We start from the raw sequence: 20,361 nt of genomic DNA on the forward strand, positions 1-20,361 counted from the left end.
CTGTTCGAGCATGAGACCGGCGCAGGCGCGAGACGCGCCGACACCGTGCAACAGGAGATTTTCATGACCGATCCACGTCCGGCCAACGTGCCTTGGTTGACGCCCTACCTGGCCGTACGCAACGCGCGCGCGGCCATCGAGTTCTTCAAGGCCGCATTCGGCTTCACGGTACGCGACGTGCACGACGAGGACGGCGCGATCATGCACGTCGAGATGGCCTATCGCGGCCAGCTGATCGTGATGTTCGCGCCCGAAGGCGCGTTCGGCTCGCCCGCGCTCACGCCGAAGCGCGCGAACGCCACCGCGCCGCAATCGTTCTATCTGTATGTCGACGACGTCGACGCCACCTGGCAGCGCGCGCTCGACGCAGGCGCGAAATCGCTGAGCGCGCCGCAGGACCAGTTCTGGGGCGACCGGTTCGCGCAGATCGAGGATCTCGACGGCTACCGCTGGGCGCTCGGGTGCCGTCTCGACGCATGACCGAAACCGCTACACGCATGAATGAAGCCACCACCACCGCGGCCGTGCCGCGCTTTTTCGTCGACGCCGCGCTGCGCGCCGACGCCACGCTCGCACTGCCGGCCGACGTCGCCCGCCACGTGCAGGTGCTGCGCCTGCAGCCGGGCGACGTGCTCGCATTGTTCGACGGCACGGGCGGCCAATACCGCGCACGGCTCGTCGAGGTCGACAAGCGCAGCGCGCTCGCGCAGGTCGATACGTTCGAGCCCGTCGAGGCCGAGCCGCCCTATCGCGTGACGCTCGCGCAGGGGATCGCCGGCGGCGACAAGATGGACTGGGTGATCGAGAAGGCGGTCGAGCTCGGCGTCGCGGCGGTCGTGCCGCTGTCGACCGCGCGCGGCGTCGTGAAGCTGTCCGGCGAACGCGCGGACAAGCGCGTCGCGCACTGGCGCGGCGTCGTGCGGGCGTCATGCGAACAGTGCGGGCGCAACCGTGTACCCGACGTCGCGCCGGTCGCCGGCTTCCGCGCGTGGCTCGATGCGCTGCCGGCCGCGCCGGCCGACGGCGAGCTGCGGCTGCTGCTGTCGCCGCGCGCGAGCATCCCGTTCGCGGCGCTGCCCGACGCGCCGCCCGCGGCGGCCGTCACGCTGCTGATCGGCCCCGAAGGCGGGCTGTCGCCCGACGAGGAAAATGCGGCCCGCGCTCGCGGGTTCACCGCGCTGTCGCTCGGGCCGCGCGTGCTGCGTACCGAGACGGCCGGCGCGGCCGTGCTCGCGGCGCTGGCGGCCCGCTGGGGCGGGTGGTAAAGCGCGTCAGCGCGCCGCGTTCAGCGGCTCGACTCCGCGTCGTGCTTCGCGCGCCGCGCCATGCAGCCGAGCGCGAATCGCACACGCAAAAAAGCCCGCTCGAAGCGGGCTTGTGACCGAATCACCGAATCGGCCGCGCGGGCCGACCGTGCGCTTACGCGAACGAGTAGAACACGCGGAACGCGACCTTGCGCTCGGCCCAGAATTCGGCCGCCTCGCGGAACACGTCGAGCAGCGTTTCGCGCCCTTCCTTGTCGAATTTCTGCGCGATCGGCAACCCTTCGAGGACGATCACGAAACCGGGCTGCGCGCCCGCCTTCGCGACGAGGTCGGTGAGGCAGTCGTACAGCGCGTCGTAGTTCTTCCCGAAATGCTTCGGAAACAGGAACGAGGTCGCGATCGTTTCCATCACTTCCTGCTTCGACTGCGCGGCGCCGCAATACGCATACAGGAAATGCTGGCCGAGCCGACCGGCTTCGTCGGCAAGATCCTGCACGCGGAACGCGCGGATCGACTGCACGAGATTGGGTCGCACGGTCGTGAAAAGGCTCATAGGCTCCTCGTTCGATGAAAGCCCGGGCTCGGCTTCCTGTTGCTCCGGCGTGCCGCCGGCCTGCGCCGCCGCGTGCAGCTGAATCACACGCTGAAACAGATTGCCGTCGCCGGCCGCGAACAGTTCCGCCGCCGCCGTATCGTGCGCGTAGATGGAGTCGCTCATGCCATTCGTCCCGAAGTCATTCAACAATACGTTTAAAACTGTTGTAGTGGTCGCCCGTGTAATAACAGTTGTCGATCCGGCGCAACGGCCCGCCACAGACGATCCGGCGCGCGCCGCGATTGCGCGCACGCGGTGTCGGCACCGTGTACTCATGGTAGTAGCCGCGCTTCGCCTTCGGCAGGATTCGCTCGCGATTGCCGAACACGACGCCGTCTTTCTCGTACGGATAGGGACCGCCGGCGCCGATCAGGCCCAGCGTGGTCACGGCCTCGCGCGGAAGACGGGCGGTCGGGATCGTATCGAGCCCGCTCGCGGCCACGTCGGCCGGAACGGCCTCCCGTGCGTAAGCGGCGGAAACCAGACTGCCCGTCGGCGTGCCGACGATACCCATCGCGAACATCGCGAAGACGGACGCGAGCGCGCCGTTGCGGAGCCACTTGCGTGCCATGAACCAGGGTTCCCGCTGTTAAATCAAGTAGTTGACGACCAACAAAGGCGTTAGCGTAGCGTTATTGGCCGCGCGAATCAATGTCCGTTTGGGAATCGAAAGCCTCACGACACGCGAGATTCCGTATTTCTTACCGAAATTGCACTACATTTATCTTACATGAGATAAAATGCGGGCGGCATCTCTCGCATGGCAAGACCCTGCCTCCTTGCCGCGCTCATTACCCGGCGTGGAGAGATGCTGCTGTTGCTTATGGGAAGCGCGGTTGCGCCCTACCCGCGGCGTGCCCCTTGCGGGCACGCCTCTTTTTGCCTTTGTTTACAATTTCGCCCGACGCGCGGCGCCGCTTCGACCGGCGCCGCGTGCTCGTTCCGGCTCAGCGCGCGGCGTTGACGTCGGCGACCAGCAGCGCCGCCATGTTGACGATGCGACGAACGGTCGCCGATTCGGTCAGCACGTGCACCGGCTCCGCGGCGCCCAGCAGGATCGGCCCGATCGCGATATTGTTGCCCGCGGCCGTCTTCAGCAGGTTGTACGCGATGTTCGCCGCGTCGATGTTCGGCAGGATCAGCAGGTTCGCGTCGCCCTCCAGCGTCGATTCCGGCAGGATTTCCTTGCGCAGCGCGGCGTCGAGCGCGACGTCGCCATGCATTTCGCCGTCCACCTTCAGATCCGGCGCGGTTTCCTGCAGGATCGCGAGCGTATCGCGCATCTTCTTCGCCGAAGGGGCATTGCTCGTGCCGAAATTCGAATGCGACAGCAGCGCGACCTTCGGCTCGATGCCGAAGCGGCGCACTTCTTCCGCGGCCATGATCGTGATCTCGGCCAGCTCTTCCGGGGTCGGATCAACGTTCACGTGCGTATCCACAAGGAAAATCTGGCGGCCAGGCAGCACGAGGCCGTTCATCGCCGCGTACACGCTGCAGCCCGGACGCTTGCCGATCACCTGGTCGATGAAGTGCAAGTGGCGGTGCGTGGTGCTGATCGTGCCGCAGATCATTCCGTCCGCTTCGCCTTTCTTCACCAGCATGGAGCCGATCAGCGTCGTGCGGCGGCGCATTTCGACGCGCGCGAGCTGCTCGCTGATGCCCTTGCGCGCCATCATCTTGTGGTACGTCTGCCAGAAGTCGCGGTAGCGCTCGTCGTGCTCGGTGTTGACGACCGTGAAATCGGTGCCGGGCGTGAGGCGCAGGCCGTAGCGCTGAATGCGATGCTCGATCACCGACGGGCGGCCGATCAGGATCGGCTTCGCGAGTTTTTCGTCGACGATGATCTGAACGGCGCGCAACACGCGCTCTTCCTCGCCTTCCGCGAACACGACGCGCTTCTTCTCTTCCGGCGCGGCGCGCGCGATCTGGAAGATCGGCTTCATCGTCGTGCCGCTGTGATACACGAACTGCTGCAGATGCTGCTTGTACGCGTCCATGTCCTCGATCGGGCGCGTCGCGACGCCGCCGTCCATCGCGGCCTGCGCGACGGCCGGCGCGATCTTCACGATCAGGCGCGGATCGAACGGCTTCGGAATCAGGTATTCGGGCCCGAAGGACAGATCCTGGATGCCGTACGCGGTCGCGACGATGTCGCTCTGCTCGTGCTGTGCGAGTTCGGCGATCGCATTGACGGCCGCGATCTCCATTTCACGCGTGATCGTCGTCGCGCCGACGTCGAGCGCGCCGCGGAAGATGAACGGGAAGCACAGGACGTTGTTGACCTGGTTCGGGTAGTCGGTGCGGCCGGTCGCGAGAATCGCGTCGGGGCGCACTTCGAGCGCCGCTTCCGGCAGGATTTCCGGCGTCGGGTTCGCGAGCGCGAGGATCAGCGGGCGCTCGGCCATGCCCTTCACCATCTCCTGCTTCAACACGCCGGCGGCCGACAGGCCGAGGAAGATGTCCGCGCCGTCGATCACTTCGGCCAGCGTGCGGGCGTCGGTTTCGCGCGCGAAACGCTCCTTGTCCGGATCCATCAGCTCGGTGCGGCCCTTGTAGACCACGCCGGCCAGGTCGGTCACCGTGATGTTCTCGAGCGGCAGGCCGATGTCGACCAGCAGATCCAGACACGCGAGCGCGGCCGCGCCGGCGCCGGATGCGACCAGCTTGACCTTCTTGATGTCCTTGTTGACGACCTTCAGCCCGTTCGTGACGGCCGCGGCCACGACGATCGCGGTGCCGTGCTGGTCGTCGTGGAACACCGGGATCTTCATCCGCTTGCGCGCTTCGCGCTCGACGATGAAGCAGTCCGGCGCCTTGATGTCTTCGAGGTTGATGCCGCCGAAGGTCGGCTCCAGCGCGGCGATCACGTCGACGAGCTTGTGCGGGTCCGACTCGTTCAGCTCGATGTCGAACACGTCGATGCCCGCGAACTTCTTGAACAGCACGGCCTTGCCTTCCATCACCGGCTTCGACGCGAGCGGGCCGATGTTGCCGAGACCGAGCACCGCCGTGCCGTTCGTCACGACGCCGACCAGGTTGCTGCGCGCGGTGAAGCGCGCGGCGTTCAGCGGATTCTCGACGATCTCCTCGCACGCGAACGCCACGCCCGGCGAATACGCGAGCGCGAGGTCGCGCTGGTTGATCATCTGCTTGGTCGGGGCGATCGCGATTTTGCCGGGGGTCGGAAATTCGTGATAGTCGAGCGCGGCTTCGCGGAGCTTGGCTTTGGAGGAGGCTTGGGTAGACATGTGTCTCGTGACGGGCGGATTAGAATAACTGTTCGACGGCATTGTAGCGCCAATCATCGGCCGCCAGACCGGCGATTCGGGTGCGACAGCCGCGACAAAAATGAACTGGATGGTACAGGCGCGCCGCCGCCCGCCTCGTACAATGCCGCTCCTTCAACCGTTTCGGATCGCCCGCCGTGCCAGCCGCCCTCTCCGAGTTTTCGCTGATCGAACGCTTCTTCACGCGCCGCGCCGCGCAGGGCGCCCGCGCGTCGACGCTCGGCATCGGCGACGATTGCGCGCTGATCGCGCCCCGATCCGGGAAATTGCTGGCCATTTCGACGGACATGCTGGTGGAAGGCCGCCACTTCTTCGCCGACGTCGCGCCGGACGCGCTCGGCCACAAGACGCTCGCGGTCAATCTGTCGGACCTCGCGGCGATGGGCGCCGAGCCGCGCGCCTTCACGCTCGCCTGCGCGCTGCCGCGCGCCGACGCGGCGTGGCTCGAGGCGTTCGGCGACGGCCTGTTCGCGCTGGCCGAGCGATACGGCTGCGAACTGATCGGCGGCGACACGACGAGCGGGCCGCTGAACCTGTGCGTGACCGTGTTCGGCGAAGTCGCGCCCGACGCGGCGCTGCGGCGCGATGCCGCGCGCGACGGCGACGACGTATGGGTGTCCGGCACGCTCGGCGATGCGCGCGCGGGGCTCGGCGTCGCCCGCGGCGAATGGACGGCCGGCGCGGATGAAGCCGCCGCATTCCGGCACGCGCTGGAGCGCCCCGAGCCGCGCGTCGCGCTCGGCCTGGCGCTCGCGGGCGTCGCGCACGCGGCGCTCGATCTCTCCGACGGCCTCGCCGGCGATCTCCAGCACATCCTGACGCGCTCGAACGTGCGCGCCGAGATCGACGCCGACGCGGTGCCGCGCTCGGCCGCGCTCGCGACGCTGCCGGCCGACGTGCAGCGCCGCTGCACGCTGGCCGGCGGCGACGACTACGAACTGTGCTTCACGGCGCCGCTCGCCGCCCGCGCGGCGGTCGAAGCGGCGGGCGCCGCGGCCGGCGTGCCGGTCACGCGAATCGGTACAATACGCGCGTTGTCCGCGCCGTCGGCGCAACCCGCCATCGCGTGGCGCGACGCCGCCGGCGCGCCCCTCGCTCTCACGTTGCACGGTTTCGACCACTTCCATGCAGACTGATCCGACGCCCGCGCACGCCGCGGCCGAGCCCGGCGCCGCGCCGACCCGCACGACGGCCCGCTTCATGCTGTCGCACCCGGCGCACATCGTGTCGCTCGGCTTCGGCAGCGGGCTCGCGCCGATCATGCCCGGCACCTTCGGCTCGCTGTTCGGCTGGCTCACGTTCGTCGTGCTCAACCGCTACCTGACGGTGCCCGAGTGGTGGGCGCTGATCGCCGTCGGCTTCGTGGCGGGCGCCTGGGTCACCGGTTTCACCGCGAGGAAGGCCGGTGTGGCCGATCCGGGCGCCATCGTCTGGGACGAGATCGTCGCGATCTGGCTCGTGATGCTGTTCGTCACGCCCGCGACCTTCGTCGGCCAGCTGTGGGCGTTCGTCGCGTTCCGCTTCTTCGACATGCTCAAGCCGCCGCCGATCCGCTACTTCGACCGCCGCCTGAAAGGCGGGCTCGGCATCATGGTTGACGATCTCGTCGCCGCGTTCATGACGCTGCTCGTGATCGCCCTGTGGCGCTCCGTCGCCGGCTGACCGATTTCCCGACTTCCGTTTCCCGACGCGCATGCCAACCGATTCCGTCGTCCATCAGCTTGCGATCCGCGCAGGCAACAAGTTGCGTGACGAGCACCTGACGCTCGCCACCGCCGAATCCTGCACCGGCGGCCTGATCGCCGCGGCAATCACCGACATTTCCGGCAGCAGCCAGTGGTTCGAGCGCGGCTTCGTCACGTATTCGAACCAGGCCAAGATCGAGATGATCGGCGTGCCGTCCGACCTGATCGACAAGCACGGCGCCGTCAGCGAGCCCGTCGCGCGTGCGATGGCCGAAGGCGCGCTGCGCAACAGCCGCGCGCAGGTCGCGCTGTCCGTCACCGGCATCGCGGGCCCGGGCGGCGGCAGCGAGAAGAAGCCGGTCGGCACCGTATCGTTCGGCTGGAGCAACCGGCTGCATACCGACGTCGAAACGCTCGTGTTCAAGGGCGACCGCGAACAGATCCGCACGCAGGCGGCCGCGCATGCGCTGCGCGGGCTGCTCAAGCTGCTCGACGAACGCGAACGCTGATCGGGCGGGGCGCGCGTGACGCGCCCTGCTCGCTTACTGGATCGCGTCGGGTTTCACGACGATCCAGTTCTTGTCCGCCGTCACCGGCAGGCCGAGCGCCTTCTGCTTCGCGGCCGATTCGTCCGACCACGCGCGGATCTGCGCCATCTGCTTGTCCTTCTTGTTGACCCACACGCGCACGCCGCCGCGCGCGACGTCGGTCGCGTTCAGCAGCATGTAGCCGTCGGACGTCGGCGTGTCGCCCGCGACGAGCACCGGCTTCTTCCACTGGTCGATCCACCCGACGATCGAACCGAGCTTGCCTTCGTACCACGTCATCGGGTTCATCAGGAACGGCGTGATCACGAGATTGCGGTTCGCGGCCTCGTCGTACTTGCCGGCCTTGATCTGCAGCCGCGACGTCGTCAGCGCGCCCGTCGCGGGGTTGCGCAGCAGCGTCGTCACGCCGATCACGTTCTGCGGCTTCACGTTGTAGCCGTACTTCGGGTCCGACAGCACGAGCCGCGCGAGCTCCTCGTGGGCCGCCGTCATCACGTAGACGTCGATGCCGTTTTCGCGCAGCGCGTTGTACAGCTCCTGCATCCCGCGGAAGAAGCGCGGCGGATTCACCGTGCCGTCCACCACCTTGTCGCCCTGCCAGTAACGGATCGGGATCGGCTTGCCGTCGGCGAGCATCGCGTCGATATGGCGCTTCAGGTCGGCGAGCGACTGCCCGGCGAACGCCTGCGCGATCCACGGATAGCAGACCAGATCGTCGATCTCGCAGAGCCGGTAGTAGTAGCTCGTGAGCGATTCCTGGTAGTCGGCGGAATCCTTGAACGGGATCAGTTTCAGCGACGGGTCGAGCGAATCGCGCGTCAGCACGCCGCGGTTCTCGAGATACGGCAGCAGCGCTTCCTCGAGGTCGTAGCGGTAGGTCGTGTTGTCGGCATCGAACACCGCGTAGTCGCCGCGGTTCGCGTGCGCGGCGATCATCGCGTTCAGCGCCTTCGCGCTGTCGGCCGGCCAGTGCGACAGATCCGCCGCATGGGCGAACGTCATGCACAGCGACGCGGCGAACGCGCTCAGCAGACGGCGGGACAGCTTGGGCATGGCGTCGCTCCTTTTCTTGACATTTTTGTGACGGATCGGTGACAAGCAGCAGCATCGCGCGACTAAATTGCGCGCATGCCATACGGAAGCGACGGGAAGTTGTTCGCGTGCGCCAGAACGGCGATCACGCGATGAAAGCGCGCGGCCCGCGAACGCGGGGCCGGCGATGCGAGGCCGCCCGACCGGGCGGCCCGTATTTCAGCGATGCGCGTTGATCGTGTCGCGCGTCTTCTGCGCGGCGAGCGCGGCGGCTTCGGCGAAATCCTCACCCTTGCTCGCGTACAGGATCGCCCGCGACGAGTTGATCATCATCCCGGTGCCGTCGGCCGTGCGGCCCGCGTTGACGGTCGCCTGCACGTCGCCGCCCTGCGCGCCGATGCCGGGGATCAGGAGCGGCATGTCGCCGACGATTCCGCGCACGACCTCGATTTCCTTCGGGAACGTCGCGCCGACCACGAGGCCGAGCTGGCCGTTCTTCGCGTTCCACTTGTTCGCCGCGAGATCGGCCACGACCTGATACAGCGGCCGCCCGTTCGTATCGAGGAACTGCAGGTCCGAGCCGCCCGGGTTCGACGTGCGGCACAGCACGATCACGCCCTTGCCTTCGTGCTCGAAGTACGGCTCGACCGAGTCGTAGCCCATGTACGGGTTCACCGTGACGGCATCGGCGCGATAGCGCTCGAACGCTTCGCGCGCGTACTGCTCGGCCGTGCTGCCGATGTCGCCGCGCTTCGCGTCGAGGATCACGGGCAGGCCCGGATGCTGGAGATGGATATGCGCGATCAGCCGCTCGAGCTGGTCTTCGGCGCGATGCGCGGCGAAATACGCGATCTGCGGCTTGAACGCGCTCGCGTACTGCGCGGTCGCATCGACGATCTGCCGGCAGAATTCGAAGATCGCGTCGGGCTGGCCGTCGAACTGCACGGGAAAGCGCGACGGCTCGGGATCGAGGCCGACGCACAGCAGCGAATTCGTGCGCTGCCACGCGGCGCGCAGCGATTCAATGAAAGTAAGCGGGGAAGACATGGCGGATACTCGCGGCAGACCGTTGGTAGACCGCGTATTTTACCCGTGTCGCCGGCGTCCCTCGCGCGTCGCGGCATTGCTGCGCGCATCGGTGCGCCCGACGGTGAACGCGAAACGCCGCGTCAGCCGCTCGCCGGGCGCGAGCAGCGTCATCCCGTGCGCGGTCGCGCCGCCCGGCAGGTTCACCGCGTTGATCGGATGGTCGACCGGCTCGAAGCAGAAGAAATCCTCGCCCGGCGGCGTATAGAGCACGTACGCGTCGGCGTCGGCCGCGACGGTCAGCGACAGGCGGCGGCGCGGCCAGCTCACCGTCGCATGGCCGCCCCAGCCGGTAAACGCGTGATTGACGAGCGTGGCCGGCAGCGGATACGCGACGCCGAACTGCCAGGCCGGCGGCACGCTGACGTGCCGCACCGGCAGGAAATCCGCGCCCGACAGCCACAGCCCGCCCGCCGCCGCGGCGAGTTCCGTCACCGCATCGCGCACGAGGAACGGATGCACGCCGAGCCCGAACGGCAGCCGCGTGCGCCCCGCGTTCTCGATCGTCAGCGCGATCGACAGCGTCGCGTCGTCGAGTTCGAACGACTGGATCGCGCGGAACGCGTACGGCGCGCCGGCGGCGCGGTCGAGCGACAGTTGCAGCGACGTGTCGGTCGCATCGTCCACCTGCCACGGCGCGAGCCAGCCGTCGCCGTGAATCGGCAGCGGCTCGTCGCGGCGGTTGCGCGGCACGGCGACCTTGCGCCCGTCGCATTCGAAGCGCCCGTCGCCGATCCGATTCGAGTACGGCAGCAGCGGATAGCACGCGAGCTCGTTCGGGTCCGTCGCCGTCTCCGGGTGCTCGCACCGGCGGAACACCGGCATCAGCGCGCCGTTCTCGCCGCGCCAGTCGAAGCGCGCGATGCCGCCGCCGAGGTGCGGCAGCACGTCGAGCCGCAGCGACGCGTTCGACAGCGTGACGACCGCCGCGGGCGCGGCGCCGACGCCCTGCGCGAACACGGCCGTCTGCGGGCCGGGGCTGACCGGCTGGGCGGCGGCGGCCAGGCGCGCGCGGCGCGACTGGCTGGTGGACGACGATGCGCGCGAGGACGTGGCGGTCATGGTGAGCTCCTTTCCTTCGTCGAAGAAACGATGCAGGTCGTGCGAGCGGTCAGGCCCAGCCGCCGTCGACGATCACGTCCTGCGCGGTGATCATCCGGCTGTCGTCGGCCGCGAGAAACAGCGCCATCCGGGCGAGGTCGTCCGGCAGCAATTCGGCGTCGATGCACTGGCCAGCCTTGATCGCCGCGCGGCCCGCGTCGTCGAGCCACAGCCGGCGCTGCTTGTCGGTCATCACCCAGCCGGGCACCAGCGAATTCACGCGGATGCCGAACGGGCCGAGATCGCGCGCGAGGCCGCGCGTCAGGCCCTGCACGGCCGCCTTCGCCATCACGTAGACGGGATAGCCGCCGTTCTTCAGCATCCAGCTGATCGAGCCGAGATTGACGATCGAGCCGCCGCCCTGCCGCTTCATGTCGTCGATCACCGCCTGCGCGGCGAAGAACTGGTGACGCAGGTTCACCGCGATGCCCGCATCGAACGACGCGGGCGTCACGTCGCCGATCGCATGGCGTGCGTCGTTCGCCGCGTTGTTCACGAGCACCGCGATCGCGCCGATGCGCGCGCGGATCGCGTCGATCGCGCGGCGCAGCGCGTCGACGTCGGTCAGGTCGCAGGACAGGAACAGCGGCGCGTGGCGCACGTGCGCGAGGCGTTCGGCGAGCGCGGCGCCGGCCGCCGCGTCGAGGTCGACGAACGCGACGCGCGCGCCCTGTTCGGCGAAGTGCTCGACGAACGACGCGCCGATGCCGGTCGCGCCGCCCGTGATCAGCACCGCGCGATCCTCGAGGCTCGGGTAGCGCGCATAGCGCGCGTCGCTCGCCGCCGCGGGCGTGCCCTGCGCGGATGTGTCGATGGTCATGCGGATCGTCTCCGTGGAAGCAGGTCGGGTCAGTCGCGTACGCCGCGGTTCTTCAACTGGTCGAGCAGCACGGCCGCGAGCAGGATCGCGCCGCGCACCAGGTACTGGTAGAACGCGTCGATGTTCAGCAGGTTCATCACGTTCTCGACGGTGCCCATGATCAGCACGCCGATCACGACGCCCGAGATCGTCGCGCGGCCGCCCATCAGCGACACGCCGCCGAGCACGCATGCGGAGATCACGTTCAGCTCGAAGCCCTGCGCGGCGTTCGGCTGGCCCGACGTGATGCGCGACGCGAGAATCACGCCCGCGAGCGCGGTCACCGCGCCCTGGATCAGGAAGATGTACACGCGCGTGCGTTCGACGTTGATCCCCGCGAGCCGCGACGCTTCCGGGTTGCCGCCGATCGCGAGCGTGTTGCGGCCATAGACGGTCTGGTTCAGCAGCACGCCGAACCCGATGAAGCACAGCAGCGTGACCCAGATCGGCAGCGACACGCCGAACATCGACAGCCCGCCGAGCGCGATGAACGTATCCGACGACACGCCCACCGCCTGCCCCTTCGACACGATGAAGCCGAGCCCGCGCACGATCTCCATCGTCGCGAGCGTCGTGATCAGCGCGTTGATGCGCAGGTACGCGATCACCGCGCCGTTCACGAAGCCGATCGCCGCGCCGGCCGCGACCGCCGCGACGATCGCGACGAACGTGTTGTCGGTCGCGTTCAGCACCATCGCGCATAGCACGCCCGAGAACGCGACCGTCGAGCCGATCGACAGGTCGAAGTCGCGCGACGCGAGACAGAACATCATCGTGCACGCGACCATGCCGATCTGCGAGATCGACAGCGCGAGGCCGAGCATGTTGTCGATCGAGAAGAAGTGATCGACGGTCAGCGACATCGTGATGAACATCACCGCGAAGATCGCGATCAGGCTGTATTCGGTCAGATGCTGCCACCACTTCTGGCGGTCGCTCTGCTGCGGAACCAGCGCATCGGCCGACGGCTTCACGGCGGCGCTGGCAAGGTTTTCGTTGGCTTGCATGGTGTGTCTCCTGCTCCTGCATCGCGCGGCCCGCGCCGCGCGTGTTCGATTCGAATGTCCCGGGCTTGTCCGGACGTAGCCGGCCGCGTCAGGCCGCCTCGGCCGCGCTCGTCTGCGGCAGCGCGAGGTTCAGCACCGCGTGCTCGTTCGCCTGTTCGCGCGGCAGCTCGCCGGCGATCCGGCCTTCGCGCATCACGACGATGCGGTCGGACACGCCGAGCACTTCCGGCAGTTCCGACGACACCATCACGATCGCGCAGCCGCGCTCCGCGAGCCGGTAGATCACGTCGTAGATCTCGTGCTTCGCGCCGACGTCGATTCCGCGCGTCGGCTCGTCGAGGATCACGACCTTCAGGTCGGGCTCCGCGAGCCAGCGCGACAGGATCGCCTTCTGCTGGTTGCCGCCCGACAGGAACCGGATCTTCTGCCGCCGGTTCGGCGTCTTGATCTTCAGCCGCTGGATGAAGCGGTCGGCCGTCGCGCTTTCGGCCTTGCCGTTGATGAAGAGGCCGGCGCGCAGCGAATGGCGGCGGCAACTGATGTTGATGTTCTCCGCGACCGACGCGATCGCGATGATCCCTTCTTCCTTGCGGTCCTCGGGGCACAGCACGATGCCGTGGCGGATCGCGTCGCCGGTGCGCTTCACGTCGATGCGCTTGCCGTCGAGCGTCAGCACGCCCGCGCGCCGGCGGTCCGCGCCGTACACGAGCCGCATCAGCTCGCTGCGGCCCGCGCCGACGAGCCCGAAGAAGCCGACGATCTCGCCCGCGCGCACCGAGAAGCTCGCTGGTTCGCGCAGCGCCGGGCCGTCGATGCCTTCGGCGGAGAACCGCACGTCGCCGAGCGCGCGCGGCGCGTAATGGTAGATGTCCGCGATCTCGCGCCCGACCATCTCGGCGACGAGCCGCTCGCGCGGCACGTCGGCCAGCGCTTCGTGCGACGCGATCTTGCGCCCGTCGCGAAAGATCGTGCATGCATCGCACAGCCGATAGATCTCGTCCATCCGGTGCGAGATGTAGATCAGCGCACGGCCTTGCGCGCGCAGGTCGTCGACCAGCTTGAACAGCACTTCCGTCTCGCGATGCGACAGCGAGCTCGTCGGTTCGTCGAGCGCGATCACGCGCGCATTGCGCATCAGCGCCTTGCAGATCTCGACCATCTGCCGCTGCGCGATCGACAGCCGCCCGAGCCGCGCGTCGGGATCGAGATCGACACCCATCTCGGCGAGCCGCTCGCGCACGTAACGCTTCGCCTCGCGCTTCCTGACCCAGCCGAACGCGTTCGGCAGGCGGCCGAGCAGCAGGTTTTCCGCGACCGTCAGGTCGGGCACGTACTGCAATTCCTGGTGAATCACCGCGATGCCGGCCGCGATCGACGCGGCCGCATTCGCGAACTGCACGGGCTGGCCGTCGACCAGCACGCTGCCCGTATCGGGCTGGTATTCGCCGCCGAGAATCTTCAGCAGCGTCGACTTGCCCGCGCCGTTCTCGCCCATCAGGCCATGCACCTCGCCCGCATGCACGTCGAACGAAATACCGTCGAGTGCGCGCACGCCGGGAAATACCTTGCCGATATTGTCAAAACGCAGTGCCGCTGACACGTCGTCTCCCCACTTCCGGATCCATCGACCGCCGGCCGCCGCGTCGCCGCGTCAGCCGGCGGGCCGCTTACTTCGATGCGAGCCCCATCTCCTCGCGCACCTTCGACACGTTCTCGCGCGTCGCGAGCATGCCCGTCGTCAGCGTCAACGGCGGCGGCGCCTTGCCTTGCGTGATCCACGTGTACATCAGGTCCGAGGTTTCCTCGCCGTGGCGCTTCGGGCTGATGATCACGGTGCCGTAGAAGCCCGTCGGCTGCGGCTTCTTGAACTCGTTCAACGCCGAATCGGAACCGCCGATGCCGATGCCGATCATGTTGTCGGCCTTGAAGCCGCGCCCTTCGGCCGCGCGCACCGCGCCGAGCACGGCCTCGTCGTTCAGGCCGTACGCGACCCAGTGCTTGAACTGCGGGTTCTTCGTGAGCGCGATGTTCGCCGCGTTGAACGCGTTCTCGGTGTCGGTCTTCGCCTGCGGCGCCGCGACCACGTTGGCCTTCGGGAAGCCCGCGGCCACCAGTGCGTCGGTCGCGCCGCTCGTGCGGTCGTGCGCGGTCGGCAGCTGCTCGTAGGTGATGTCGATCGCGCCGACGTCCTTCATGTCCCAGCCGCGCTTCTTGATCTCGGCCGCGATGCCGTCGCCGACCTGCTTGCCGATGTTGTAGGCCGAAATCCCCATGTGCGGCACCGACTCGATCGGCTTGCCCGCGCCGTCGACGAGGCGGTCGTCGACCGTCATCATCTTCAGGTTGTGCGACTTCGCCTTCGCGACGATGCCCGGCCCGAGCTTCACGTCGGGCGTGCAGATGATGAAGCCCTGCGCCTTCTGCGCGGACAGGTTGTCGATCGCGCTCATCACCTTCTCGCCGGACGGCGCGCCGATCTTCACGAGCGTGAAACCCTTCTGCTTAGCGGCGATCTCGGCGAATTTCCATTCGTCCTGGAACCACGGCTCTTCCGGCTGCTTCACGAGGAAGCCGATCTTGACCGGGTCGGCCGCGTGCGCGACCGGGCTGCCCATCACCACTGCCGCCGCGGCGGCCAGCGTTACGAACGTTCTGCGTTTCATCTCCAGTGTCTCCTTGTTTTCATCGAACAGGATGCAGCCGCTTGTTGGTTTCGACGCAGCGTGCGCGCGGCTCTCGCACGTGCGGTCTTTCGAATCGTTACGTCAATCGCGTCAGTCGTGATACAGCGCCGCGCGCCCGCCGTCGACGGTGATGCACGCGGCATTGATGAACGGCGCCTCGTCGGACGCGAGGAACACGGCCGTCATCGCGACCTCCTCCGGTTTCCCGATGCGCTTCATCGGCTGCAGCGCGAGCGTCTCGGCGCGCGCGGCGGCCGGATCGGGCTGCGCGTCCCACCAGTCGCGCGTCAGTTGCGTCTCGATGTAACCCGGCGCGATCGCATTCACGCGTACGTTGCGCGCCGCGTATTCGATGCCGAGCGCACGCGTGAGGCCGAGCACGCCGTGCTTCGCGACCGGGTACGGAAAGCAGCCCGGGATGATCCTGAACGCATGCGTCGACGCGATGTTCACGATGCTGCCGCGGCCGCGCTCGACCATGCCCTCCAGCGCCGCGCGGCAGCCGTGCCATACGCCGTCGAGATCGACCGCGAAGCAGCGGCGCCAGTCGTCGTCGGTCATCGTCAGCGGATCGGCGAACACGTTGATGCCCGCGTTGTTCACGAGCACGTCGAGCGGGCCGAATGCCGCTTCCGCCTGCGCGAGCGCGTCGCGCACCGCCTGCTGCCGCGCGACGTCCGCGTGCAGCGGCAGCACGCGCGCGCCGTCGCATTCGTGTGCGATCGCGGCAGCCGTGTGCTGCGCCTGCGGGAAGTCGAGATCGACGAGCGCGACGGCCGCGCCTTCACGCACGAACGCACGCGCGATCGCGGCGCCGATGCCGCGGCCCGCGCCCGTCACCATCGCGACCTTGCCCGCGAGGCGGCCCATCATGCGGCTCCGCCGCGCGCCGCGCGCAAGCCGGCCTGGAACGCGCGCGCATTCGCCGCGGTCGTGTCGGCCGACTGGCCCGGCCGGTACAGCGCCGAGCCGAGCCCGAAGCCGTTCGCGCCGGCCGCGAGGAACGGCTGCATGTTGTCCGGCGAAATGCCGCCGACCGGAATCAGCGGCACCGCGCGATCGATCACCGCGCGCCACGCCTTCACGACCGTCACGCCGAGCTGCTCGGCCGGGAACATCTTCAGCACGTCGGCGCCGTTCGTCAGCGCCGCGAACGCTTCGGTCGGCGTCGCGACGCCCGGCGCGCTCGCCAGCCCGCGCTCGCGCGCCCGGCGGATCACCGCCGCGTCGCTGTGCGGCATCACGATCAGCGCGCCGCCCGCGTCCTGCACGCGATCGACGTACTCGGCGCGCAGCACGGTGCCCGCGCCGACGATCATGTCGTCGGGCAGCGCGCGGCGCAGCGCCGCGATGCTGTCGAACGGATCGGGCGAGTTGAGCGGCACCTCGACGATCCGGAAGCCGGCTTCGTACAGCGCCCGGCCATGGTCGGCCGCTTCGGCGGGCGTGATGCCGCGCATGATCGCGATCAGCGGACACGCATCGAACGCGCGCATCAACGCGGCGTGGGGCGTGTACGGTGCGGGCAAGGTCAGGTCGGACGGCATCGGCAATTCCTCTTCAAGCAGTTCACTGGTCGGCACAGACGGGTTCGCCGTCCGCGCGCACGAGCCCGGCGCGCGACGCGATCCGCCACAGGCCGCGCTCGGTCGCATGCGGGGCGACACGCGCATGCGCATGGCCGAATACCCGCAGCGCATCGACGTAGCGCGAGCACAAGCCGTCGTCGCCGATCAGCAGCAGCGGCTGGTCCGCGAGCGCGATGCCGCGCTCCGCGAGCATCGCGTCGAGCGCGTTGAGCTCATGGCCGATCAGCAGGCCGGACAGATAGTCGCCCTGCGCATCGGGCGCGAGCCGGTCGGTCAGCCCCAGCGTGCGCGTGCTGAAGATCGTCGCGAGCAGGCCCGTGCGCTGCGCGCCGCGTGCGACCGCCACGCCGCGCAAGAACGCCGCGCGATCGGGCGATTCGCTCGCGCGCATCGTGCGGCCGAGGATCGTGTGGTCGCGCAGCACCGCAAACAGCTCGCCGGTCATGAAGGTCTGGAAGCGTTCGATCAGCCCGTCCTTCACCCACGCCCATTTCGCATGCGTGCCCGGCAGGCCGATCAGTACGCCTGAACGATCGGCGCCAAGCGAGGGATCGCTCGCGAGCGCGCCGACGATTTGCGTTTCTTCGCCGCGCATCACGTCGGGCAATTCGCCCGTCGCGATCACGCCCGGCACGATCGAGACCGTCGCGCCGCGCGCCGTCGTCACCGTGATGAGGCCCGCGACGAGCGCGTCGGCGCCGGCCGGCACCGCGACGTACGGTGCCTCGCGCCAGCCCTGCGCGCTGCCGACCATCCCGGCGGCGAGCACCGGCAGGCCGGGCGTACGGTCGAGCCAGTCGCCGCACGCTTCCTCGAACACCGCGTCGAACGCGCGCGCGCCGCCGCCCGGCATGTGCATCACGCCGGCCGCCCGGCTGCGCGTGTCGATCGGCACGCCGTGCGCGTCGTACAGATACGCGCGCAGCGACGTGGTGCCCCAGTCGAGCGCGATCAGCGACGGGGAGGCGGAACTGGCATCCGGAGCGGGCCGGGTCGAAGTCGTCATCGTTTGATCCTGCGGGTACCCTGCGGCGGGCTCCAGCCCAGTTCCGCGGAAATGGCTCGCGCTTCGCGCTGCACGAGCGGAATCAGTTCGTCCATGCGGTCGTGCGGCATGTACGGAATCGTGCTCGCGACCGACACCGCCGCGACGATCGCACCCGACGCATCGCGGATCGGCGCGGCCACGCAGCGGATCGACGCCTCGTTTTCCTCGAGATCGAACGTATAGCCGCCGGCCGCGTAATGGGCCATGCGCTGCAGGAACGCGCTCGTCTCGGGCCGGTTGTCGGGCTTGAAGTTGACGCCGGCCAGCGCGCGCCGCGCGGCCTCGAACAGCGAGCGCCACAGGTCTGGATCGAGGTCGAGCATCATCGCCTTGCCGATGCCGGTCGACGCGAGCGGCATCCGGTGGCCGACGCGCGAGCGCATCTCGAGGCCGCGCGTGCCGGCAATCTTGTCGATGTACAGCACGTCGTCGCCGTCGCGCACGCCGAGGTGGATCGTGTCGAGCGTCGCTTCCGCGAGCGCTTCCAGATGCGGACGCGCCACCGCGGTGAGCGGCATCTGCTCGAGCGCGATCGTGCCGAGCTCGATCAGCTTCGGGCCGAGCAGGTAGCCGCCCTGCACCTGGCGCAGATAGCGCGCCTGCACGAGGCTGCTGACGAGCCGGTGCGTCGTGCTGCGCGTCGTGCCGAGCGCGGCGCCGATCGCACGCATGTCGCGCGCGCCGTTCGCGATCGCCTCGAGGATCGCGAGGCCGCGCAGCAGCGTCTGCGTGCCGGCCTGCTGCGCGGCGAGGTCGAGCGGCGTGCTGGTCGCGCCGATGCTGTCGGTCAGCGACGTATCGGCCGGCATCGCGCGCCGGGCGTCGAGGGCAAGGGAGTCTGGCATCTTGGTCATGGAACGGGCGTCTTCAACGGAATCGGTGAAGCCGCTCGCGCGGCGCCGGAACTGCGTCCGGTGCGGCGGCGTGGCGGCGGTCGATGCACCGAGTAAGGCGCCCGGCGAACTTCATGGAAGGTGTCTCCGTGTGCGACGGGCGCCGCGCGATGCGTGGGTCCGAAGCTGTCGATGTGCTTCGGATTGTAGGAGCGCACGCACTCGTCTCCAATATTTGAATGCGTTGTCCAGATAATGAGAATCCAGGCAGAATCGGCGGCGGGCCCGCTGCGCCGGCCGCGCCATGCGCACGGGGGCGGGACCTGCCGTGTCGCAGGTTCCGCCCCCGTTTGTTCACGCCGCCCCGCGCTTACTGCTGGCTCGTGCTGCGCGCCTGCATGTAACGCTGGACGTCGGCGAACGACACGCGGCCGCTGCCGCCCGCGTCGATCTGCCGGAAGTGATTCGCGACATAGCCGAGGCCGGCCGCGCGCGCCTGCGACTCGGTGATCGAACCCGTGTTCTGCGTGTCGGCCGCGCTGAACTGCCGCGCGAGCTTGCGCACCACCTGCGCATGCAGCGCGGCGCCGGTCGTCTGCGTGCCGGCGGTCGGGTGGCGCGCGGCCGGCGGCACGTACGGATCGCCGAGCTGCGCCTGGCGCGCACGCGCCGGCGCGACGGCGTCGCTCGCCTGCGCGAACGCGGAAAGGGATGCGGCGGTGCCGACGCATGCGAGTGCCGCGGCAACAACGATGAAACGATTCTTCATGTCAGGCTCCAGTCTGGAATGAGGTCGTCGACGGCCGGCGAGCGGCGCCGCCCCGGGCGCCCGTCGCCGGCGTTGCGCATCAGTGCGCGGCCGCGTTGTAGAAGGTCACGAGGTCGGCTTTCTCCTGCGGACGCGACGTATCGTCGAGATAGACCATGTGCCCGCCCTGATAGTCCTTGATCGTCAGGTTCGGCTGCGTGCCGAGCCGCGCGAGGTCGAGCTCGGTCTGGTAGAACGGCGTCGCGATGTCGTGATACCCGTTCAGCGACAGCACCTTCAGCGCCGGGTTCAGCGTCAGCGCCGCGGCCAGATCGGGGATCGTGTCGGGCATCGCGAGGCCGTCGTGCGTCCAGTCCCACGTGTTGATCGCATTGCTGCTTACCGAGTAGGCCGACTGCGCGGTGTACTTCAGCTCGTTCGGCAGGTAGCTGCCGATCGTGTCGGTGAACGGCTTCGTGATGAACGAGCTGGACGGATCGCCGTCGGCCGCGAGCGGGCTCGACACGGGCACGTTCACGCGCGCGTCGTAGCGGCCGATCAGCGTGCCCGGCAGCAGCGACAACTGGAAGCTGTTGTCGAAGAAGGTCGGCACGACGTTGAAGTCCGCATTCCACAACGTCTGCTTCACGCCGGTCGAATTCGCCATCGTCGTGACGAGATTCGGCGGCGGCGGCGTATGGCTCGCGAGGTATGCGTTCACGGCGGGCGCGTAGCTGCCGGCCGTCAGCAGGCGCATCTGGTCCGCATACTGCGGCAGGTTCGACGGGTTCGGGTTGTCGAGCTGGTAGTACGCGCCGACCGTGCCGTACGACGGCACGAAGCCCGCGCAGCTCACCGGGCTCGCGCCGTTGTTCGAGTTGCCGACATAGTCGCTCGCCATGTCGCAGTTCGTGTTGTAGTTCAGGATCGATGACTGCAGCACGATGCCGTCGAGCTTCACGCCGGCCGTCTCGAGCAGGTTCGCGAGCACGTC

20 protein-coding genes and 1 pseudogene are annotated in these 20,361 nt (G+C 68.6%); 5 read left to right on the forward strand and 16 right to left on the reverse strand.

Features of this window, described 5'->3' with window-relative positions; all coding sequences use genetic code 11:
* Positions 1-63 precede the first annotated feature (63 nt).
* Together AC3IFE_RS30645 and AC3IFE_RS30650 are read left to right on the forward strand one after the other, a co-directional pair.
* Positions 64-480 (forward strand): VOC family protein, encoded by a 417-nt coding sequence (locus AC3IFE_RS30645; protein WP_069616776.1) that lies wholly within the window; start codon positions 64-66, stop codon positions 478-480.
* A gap of 17 nt (positions 481-497) precedes the next feature.
* Positions 498-1,265, forward strand: a complete 768-nt coding sequence (locus AC3IFE_RS30650) for a 16S rRNA (uracil(1498)-N(3))-methyltransferase (protein WP_489193991.1) — start codon at positions 498-500, stop codon at positions 1,263-1,265.
* A 154-nt stretch (positions 1,266-1,419) separates the two neighbouring features.
* Here AC3IFE_RS30650 and AC3IFE_RS30655 read toward each other — a convergent pair whose 3' ends face one another.
* The 3 genes from AC3IFE_RS30655 to AC3IFE_RS30665 all read right to left on the reverse strand — a co-directional run bounded on the left by AC3IFE_RS30655 (position 1,420) and on the right by AC3IFE_RS30665 (position 5,150).
* The gene (locus tag AC3IFE_RS30655; protein ID WP_006476945.1) at positions 1,420-1,983 is read right to left on the reverse strand and encodes a barstar family protein; all 564 of its coding nucleotides are present in this window, start codon (positions 1,981-1,983) and stop codon (positions 1,420-1,422) included.
* Between the two features lie 16 nt (positions 1,984-1,999).
* Positions 2,000-2,431 (reverse strand): guanyl-specific ribonuclease, encoded by a 432-nt coding sequence (locus AC3IFE_RS30660; protein ID WP_031398890.1) that lies wholly within the window; start codon positions 2,429-2,431, stop codon positions 2,000-2,002.
* 376 nt (positions 2,432-2,807) lie between these two features.
* Positions 2,808-5,150 (reverse strand): NADP-dependent malic enzyme, encoded by a 2,343-nt coding sequence (locus AC3IFE_RS30665; RefSeq protein ID WP_367620028.1) that lies wholly within the window; start codon positions 5,148-5,150, stop codon positions 2,808-2,810.
* Between the two features lie 134 nt (positions 5,151-5,284).
* Here AC3IFE_RS30665 and thiL point away from each other — a divergent pair, with 134 nt between their 5' ends.
* From thiL to AC3IFE_RS30680, 3 genes are read left to right on the forward strand one after another with little or no spacing between them, the layout of a single operon-like run.
* Positions 5,285-6,283, forward strand: coding sequence for a thiamine-phosphate kinase (thiL, locus tag AC3IFE_RS30670; RefSeq protein WP_489193995.1), 999 nt, complete (start codon positions 5,285-5,287; stop codon positions 6,281-6,283).
* Entirely contained in the window at positions 6,273-6,809 is a 537-nt protein-coding gene (locus tag AC3IFE_RS30675; protein ID WP_489193997.1) for a phosphatidylglycerophosphatase A family protein, read from the forward strand. Before thiL ends, AC3IFE_RS30675 begins: the two co-directional genes overlap by 11 nt.
* Before the next feature lie 31 nt (positions 6,810-6,840).
* Complete coding sequence (locus tag AC3IFE_RS30680; protein WP_089466649.1) at positions 6,841-7,341, forward strand: CinA family protein; 501 nt, start codon at positions 6,841-6,843, stop codon at positions 7,339-7,341.
* Positions 7,342-7,374: 33 nt separating this feature from the next.
* Here AC3IFE_RS30680 and AC3IFE_RS30685 read toward each other — a convergent pair whose 3' ends face one another.
* The 13 genes and pseudogenes from AC3IFE_RS30685 to AC3IFE_RS30745 all read right to left on the reverse strand — a co-directional run.
* Positions 7,375-8,433 (reverse strand): phosphorylcholine phosphatase, encoded by a 1,059-nt coding sequence (locus tag AC3IFE_RS30685; RefSeq protein ID WP_089466648.1) that lies wholly within the window; start codon positions 8,431-8,433, stop codon positions 7,375-7,377.
* Positions 8,434-8,631: 198 nt separating this feature from the next.
* Complete coding sequence (gene pyrF / locus AC3IFE_RS30690; protein ID WP_089466647.1) at positions 8,632-9,459, reverse strand: orotidine-5'-phosphate decarboxylase; 828 nt, start codon at positions 9,457-9,459, stop codon at positions 8,632-8,634.
* Between the two features lie 39 nt (positions 9,460-9,498).
* Positions 9,499-10,560, reverse strand: coding sequence for an aldose 1-epimerase (locus AC3IFE_RS30695; RefSeq protein ID WP_489194000.1), 1,062 nt, complete (start codon positions 10,558-10,560; stop codon positions 9,499-9,501).
* A 49-nt stretch (positions 10,561-10,609) separates the two neighbouring features.
* On the reverse strand, positions 10,610-11,419 hold the full coding sequence (locus AC3IFE_RS30700) for an SDR family NAD(P)-dependent oxidoreductase (protein ID WP_489194002.1): 810 nt from the start codon (positions 11,417-11,419) through the stop codon (positions 10,610-10,612).
* A gap of 29 nt (positions 11,420-11,448) precedes the next feature.
* The gene (gene araH / locus AC3IFE_RS30705; RefSeq protein WP_089434525.1) at positions 11,449-12,465 is read right to left on the reverse strand and encodes an L-arabinose ABC transporter permease AraH; all 1,017 of its coding nucleotides are present in this window, start codon (positions 12,463-12,465) and stop codon (positions 11,449-11,451) included.
* Between the two features lie 88 nt (positions 12,466-12,553).
* Positions 12,554-14,065 (reverse strand): L-arabinose ABC transporter ATP-binding protein AraG, encoded by a 1,512-nt coding sequence (gene araG, locus AC3IFE_RS30710; RefSeq protein ID WP_089466644.1) that lies wholly within the window; start codon positions 14,063-14,065, stop codon positions 12,554-12,556.
* A 67-nt stretch (positions 14,066-14,132) separates the two neighbouring features.
* Positions 14,133-15,128: an arabinose ABC transporter substrate-binding protein gene (locus AC3IFE_RS30715; protein ID WP_089466643.1), complete on the reverse strand. Its 996-nt coding sequence runs from the start codon at positions 15,126-15,128 to the stop codon at positions 14,133-14,135.
* Between the two features lie 111 nt (positions 15,129-15,239).
* Positions 15,240-16,019: an SDR family oxidoreductase gene (locus tag AC3IFE_RS30720; RefSeq protein ID WP_089467883.1), complete on the reverse strand. Its 780-nt coding sequence runs from the start codon at positions 16,017-16,019 to the stop codon at positions 15,240-15,242.
* Positions 16,019-16,696 (reverse strand): 2-dehydro-3-deoxy-6-phosphogalactonate aldolase, encoded by a 678-nt coding sequence (locus AC3IFE_RS30725; protein ID WP_489194006.1) that lies wholly within the window; start codon positions 16,694-16,696, stop codon positions 16,019-16,021. The genes AC3IFE_RS30720 and AC3IFE_RS30725 overlap by 1 nt, the downstream gene beginning before the upstream one ends.
* Positions 16,697-16,718: 22 nt before the next feature.
* On the reverse strand, positions 16,719-17,744 hold the full coding sequence (locus AC3IFE_RS30730) for a 2-dehydro-3-deoxygalactonokinase (RefSeq protein WP_489194008.1): 1,026 nt from the start codon (positions 17,742-17,744) through the stop codon (positions 16,719-16,721).
* A complete protein-coding gene (locus AC3IFE_RS30735) occupies positions 17,741-18,640 on the reverse strand; it encodes an IclR family transcriptional regulator (protein ID WP_489194010.1) in 900 nt (299 codons plus the stop codon). The genes AC3IFE_RS30730 and AC3IFE_RS30735 overlap by 4 nt, the downstream gene beginning before the upstream one ends.
* Positions 18,641-18,989: 349 nt before the next feature.
* Positions 18,990-19,388 carry an EF-hand domain-containing protein gene (locus AC3IFE_RS30740; protein WP_301737982.1) on the reverse strand — a complete coding sequence of 133 codons (399 nt, stop codon included), beginning with the start codon at positions 19,386-19,388 and terminating at the stop codon, positions 18,990-18,992.
* Between the two features lie 79 nt (positions 19,389-19,467).
* Positions 19,468-20,361: pseudogene (locus AC3IFE_RS30745) on the reverse strand (peptidase S10); the annotation flags it as partial.

Source organism: Burkholderia sp. APQ4-4ca, from assembly GCF_057837105.1.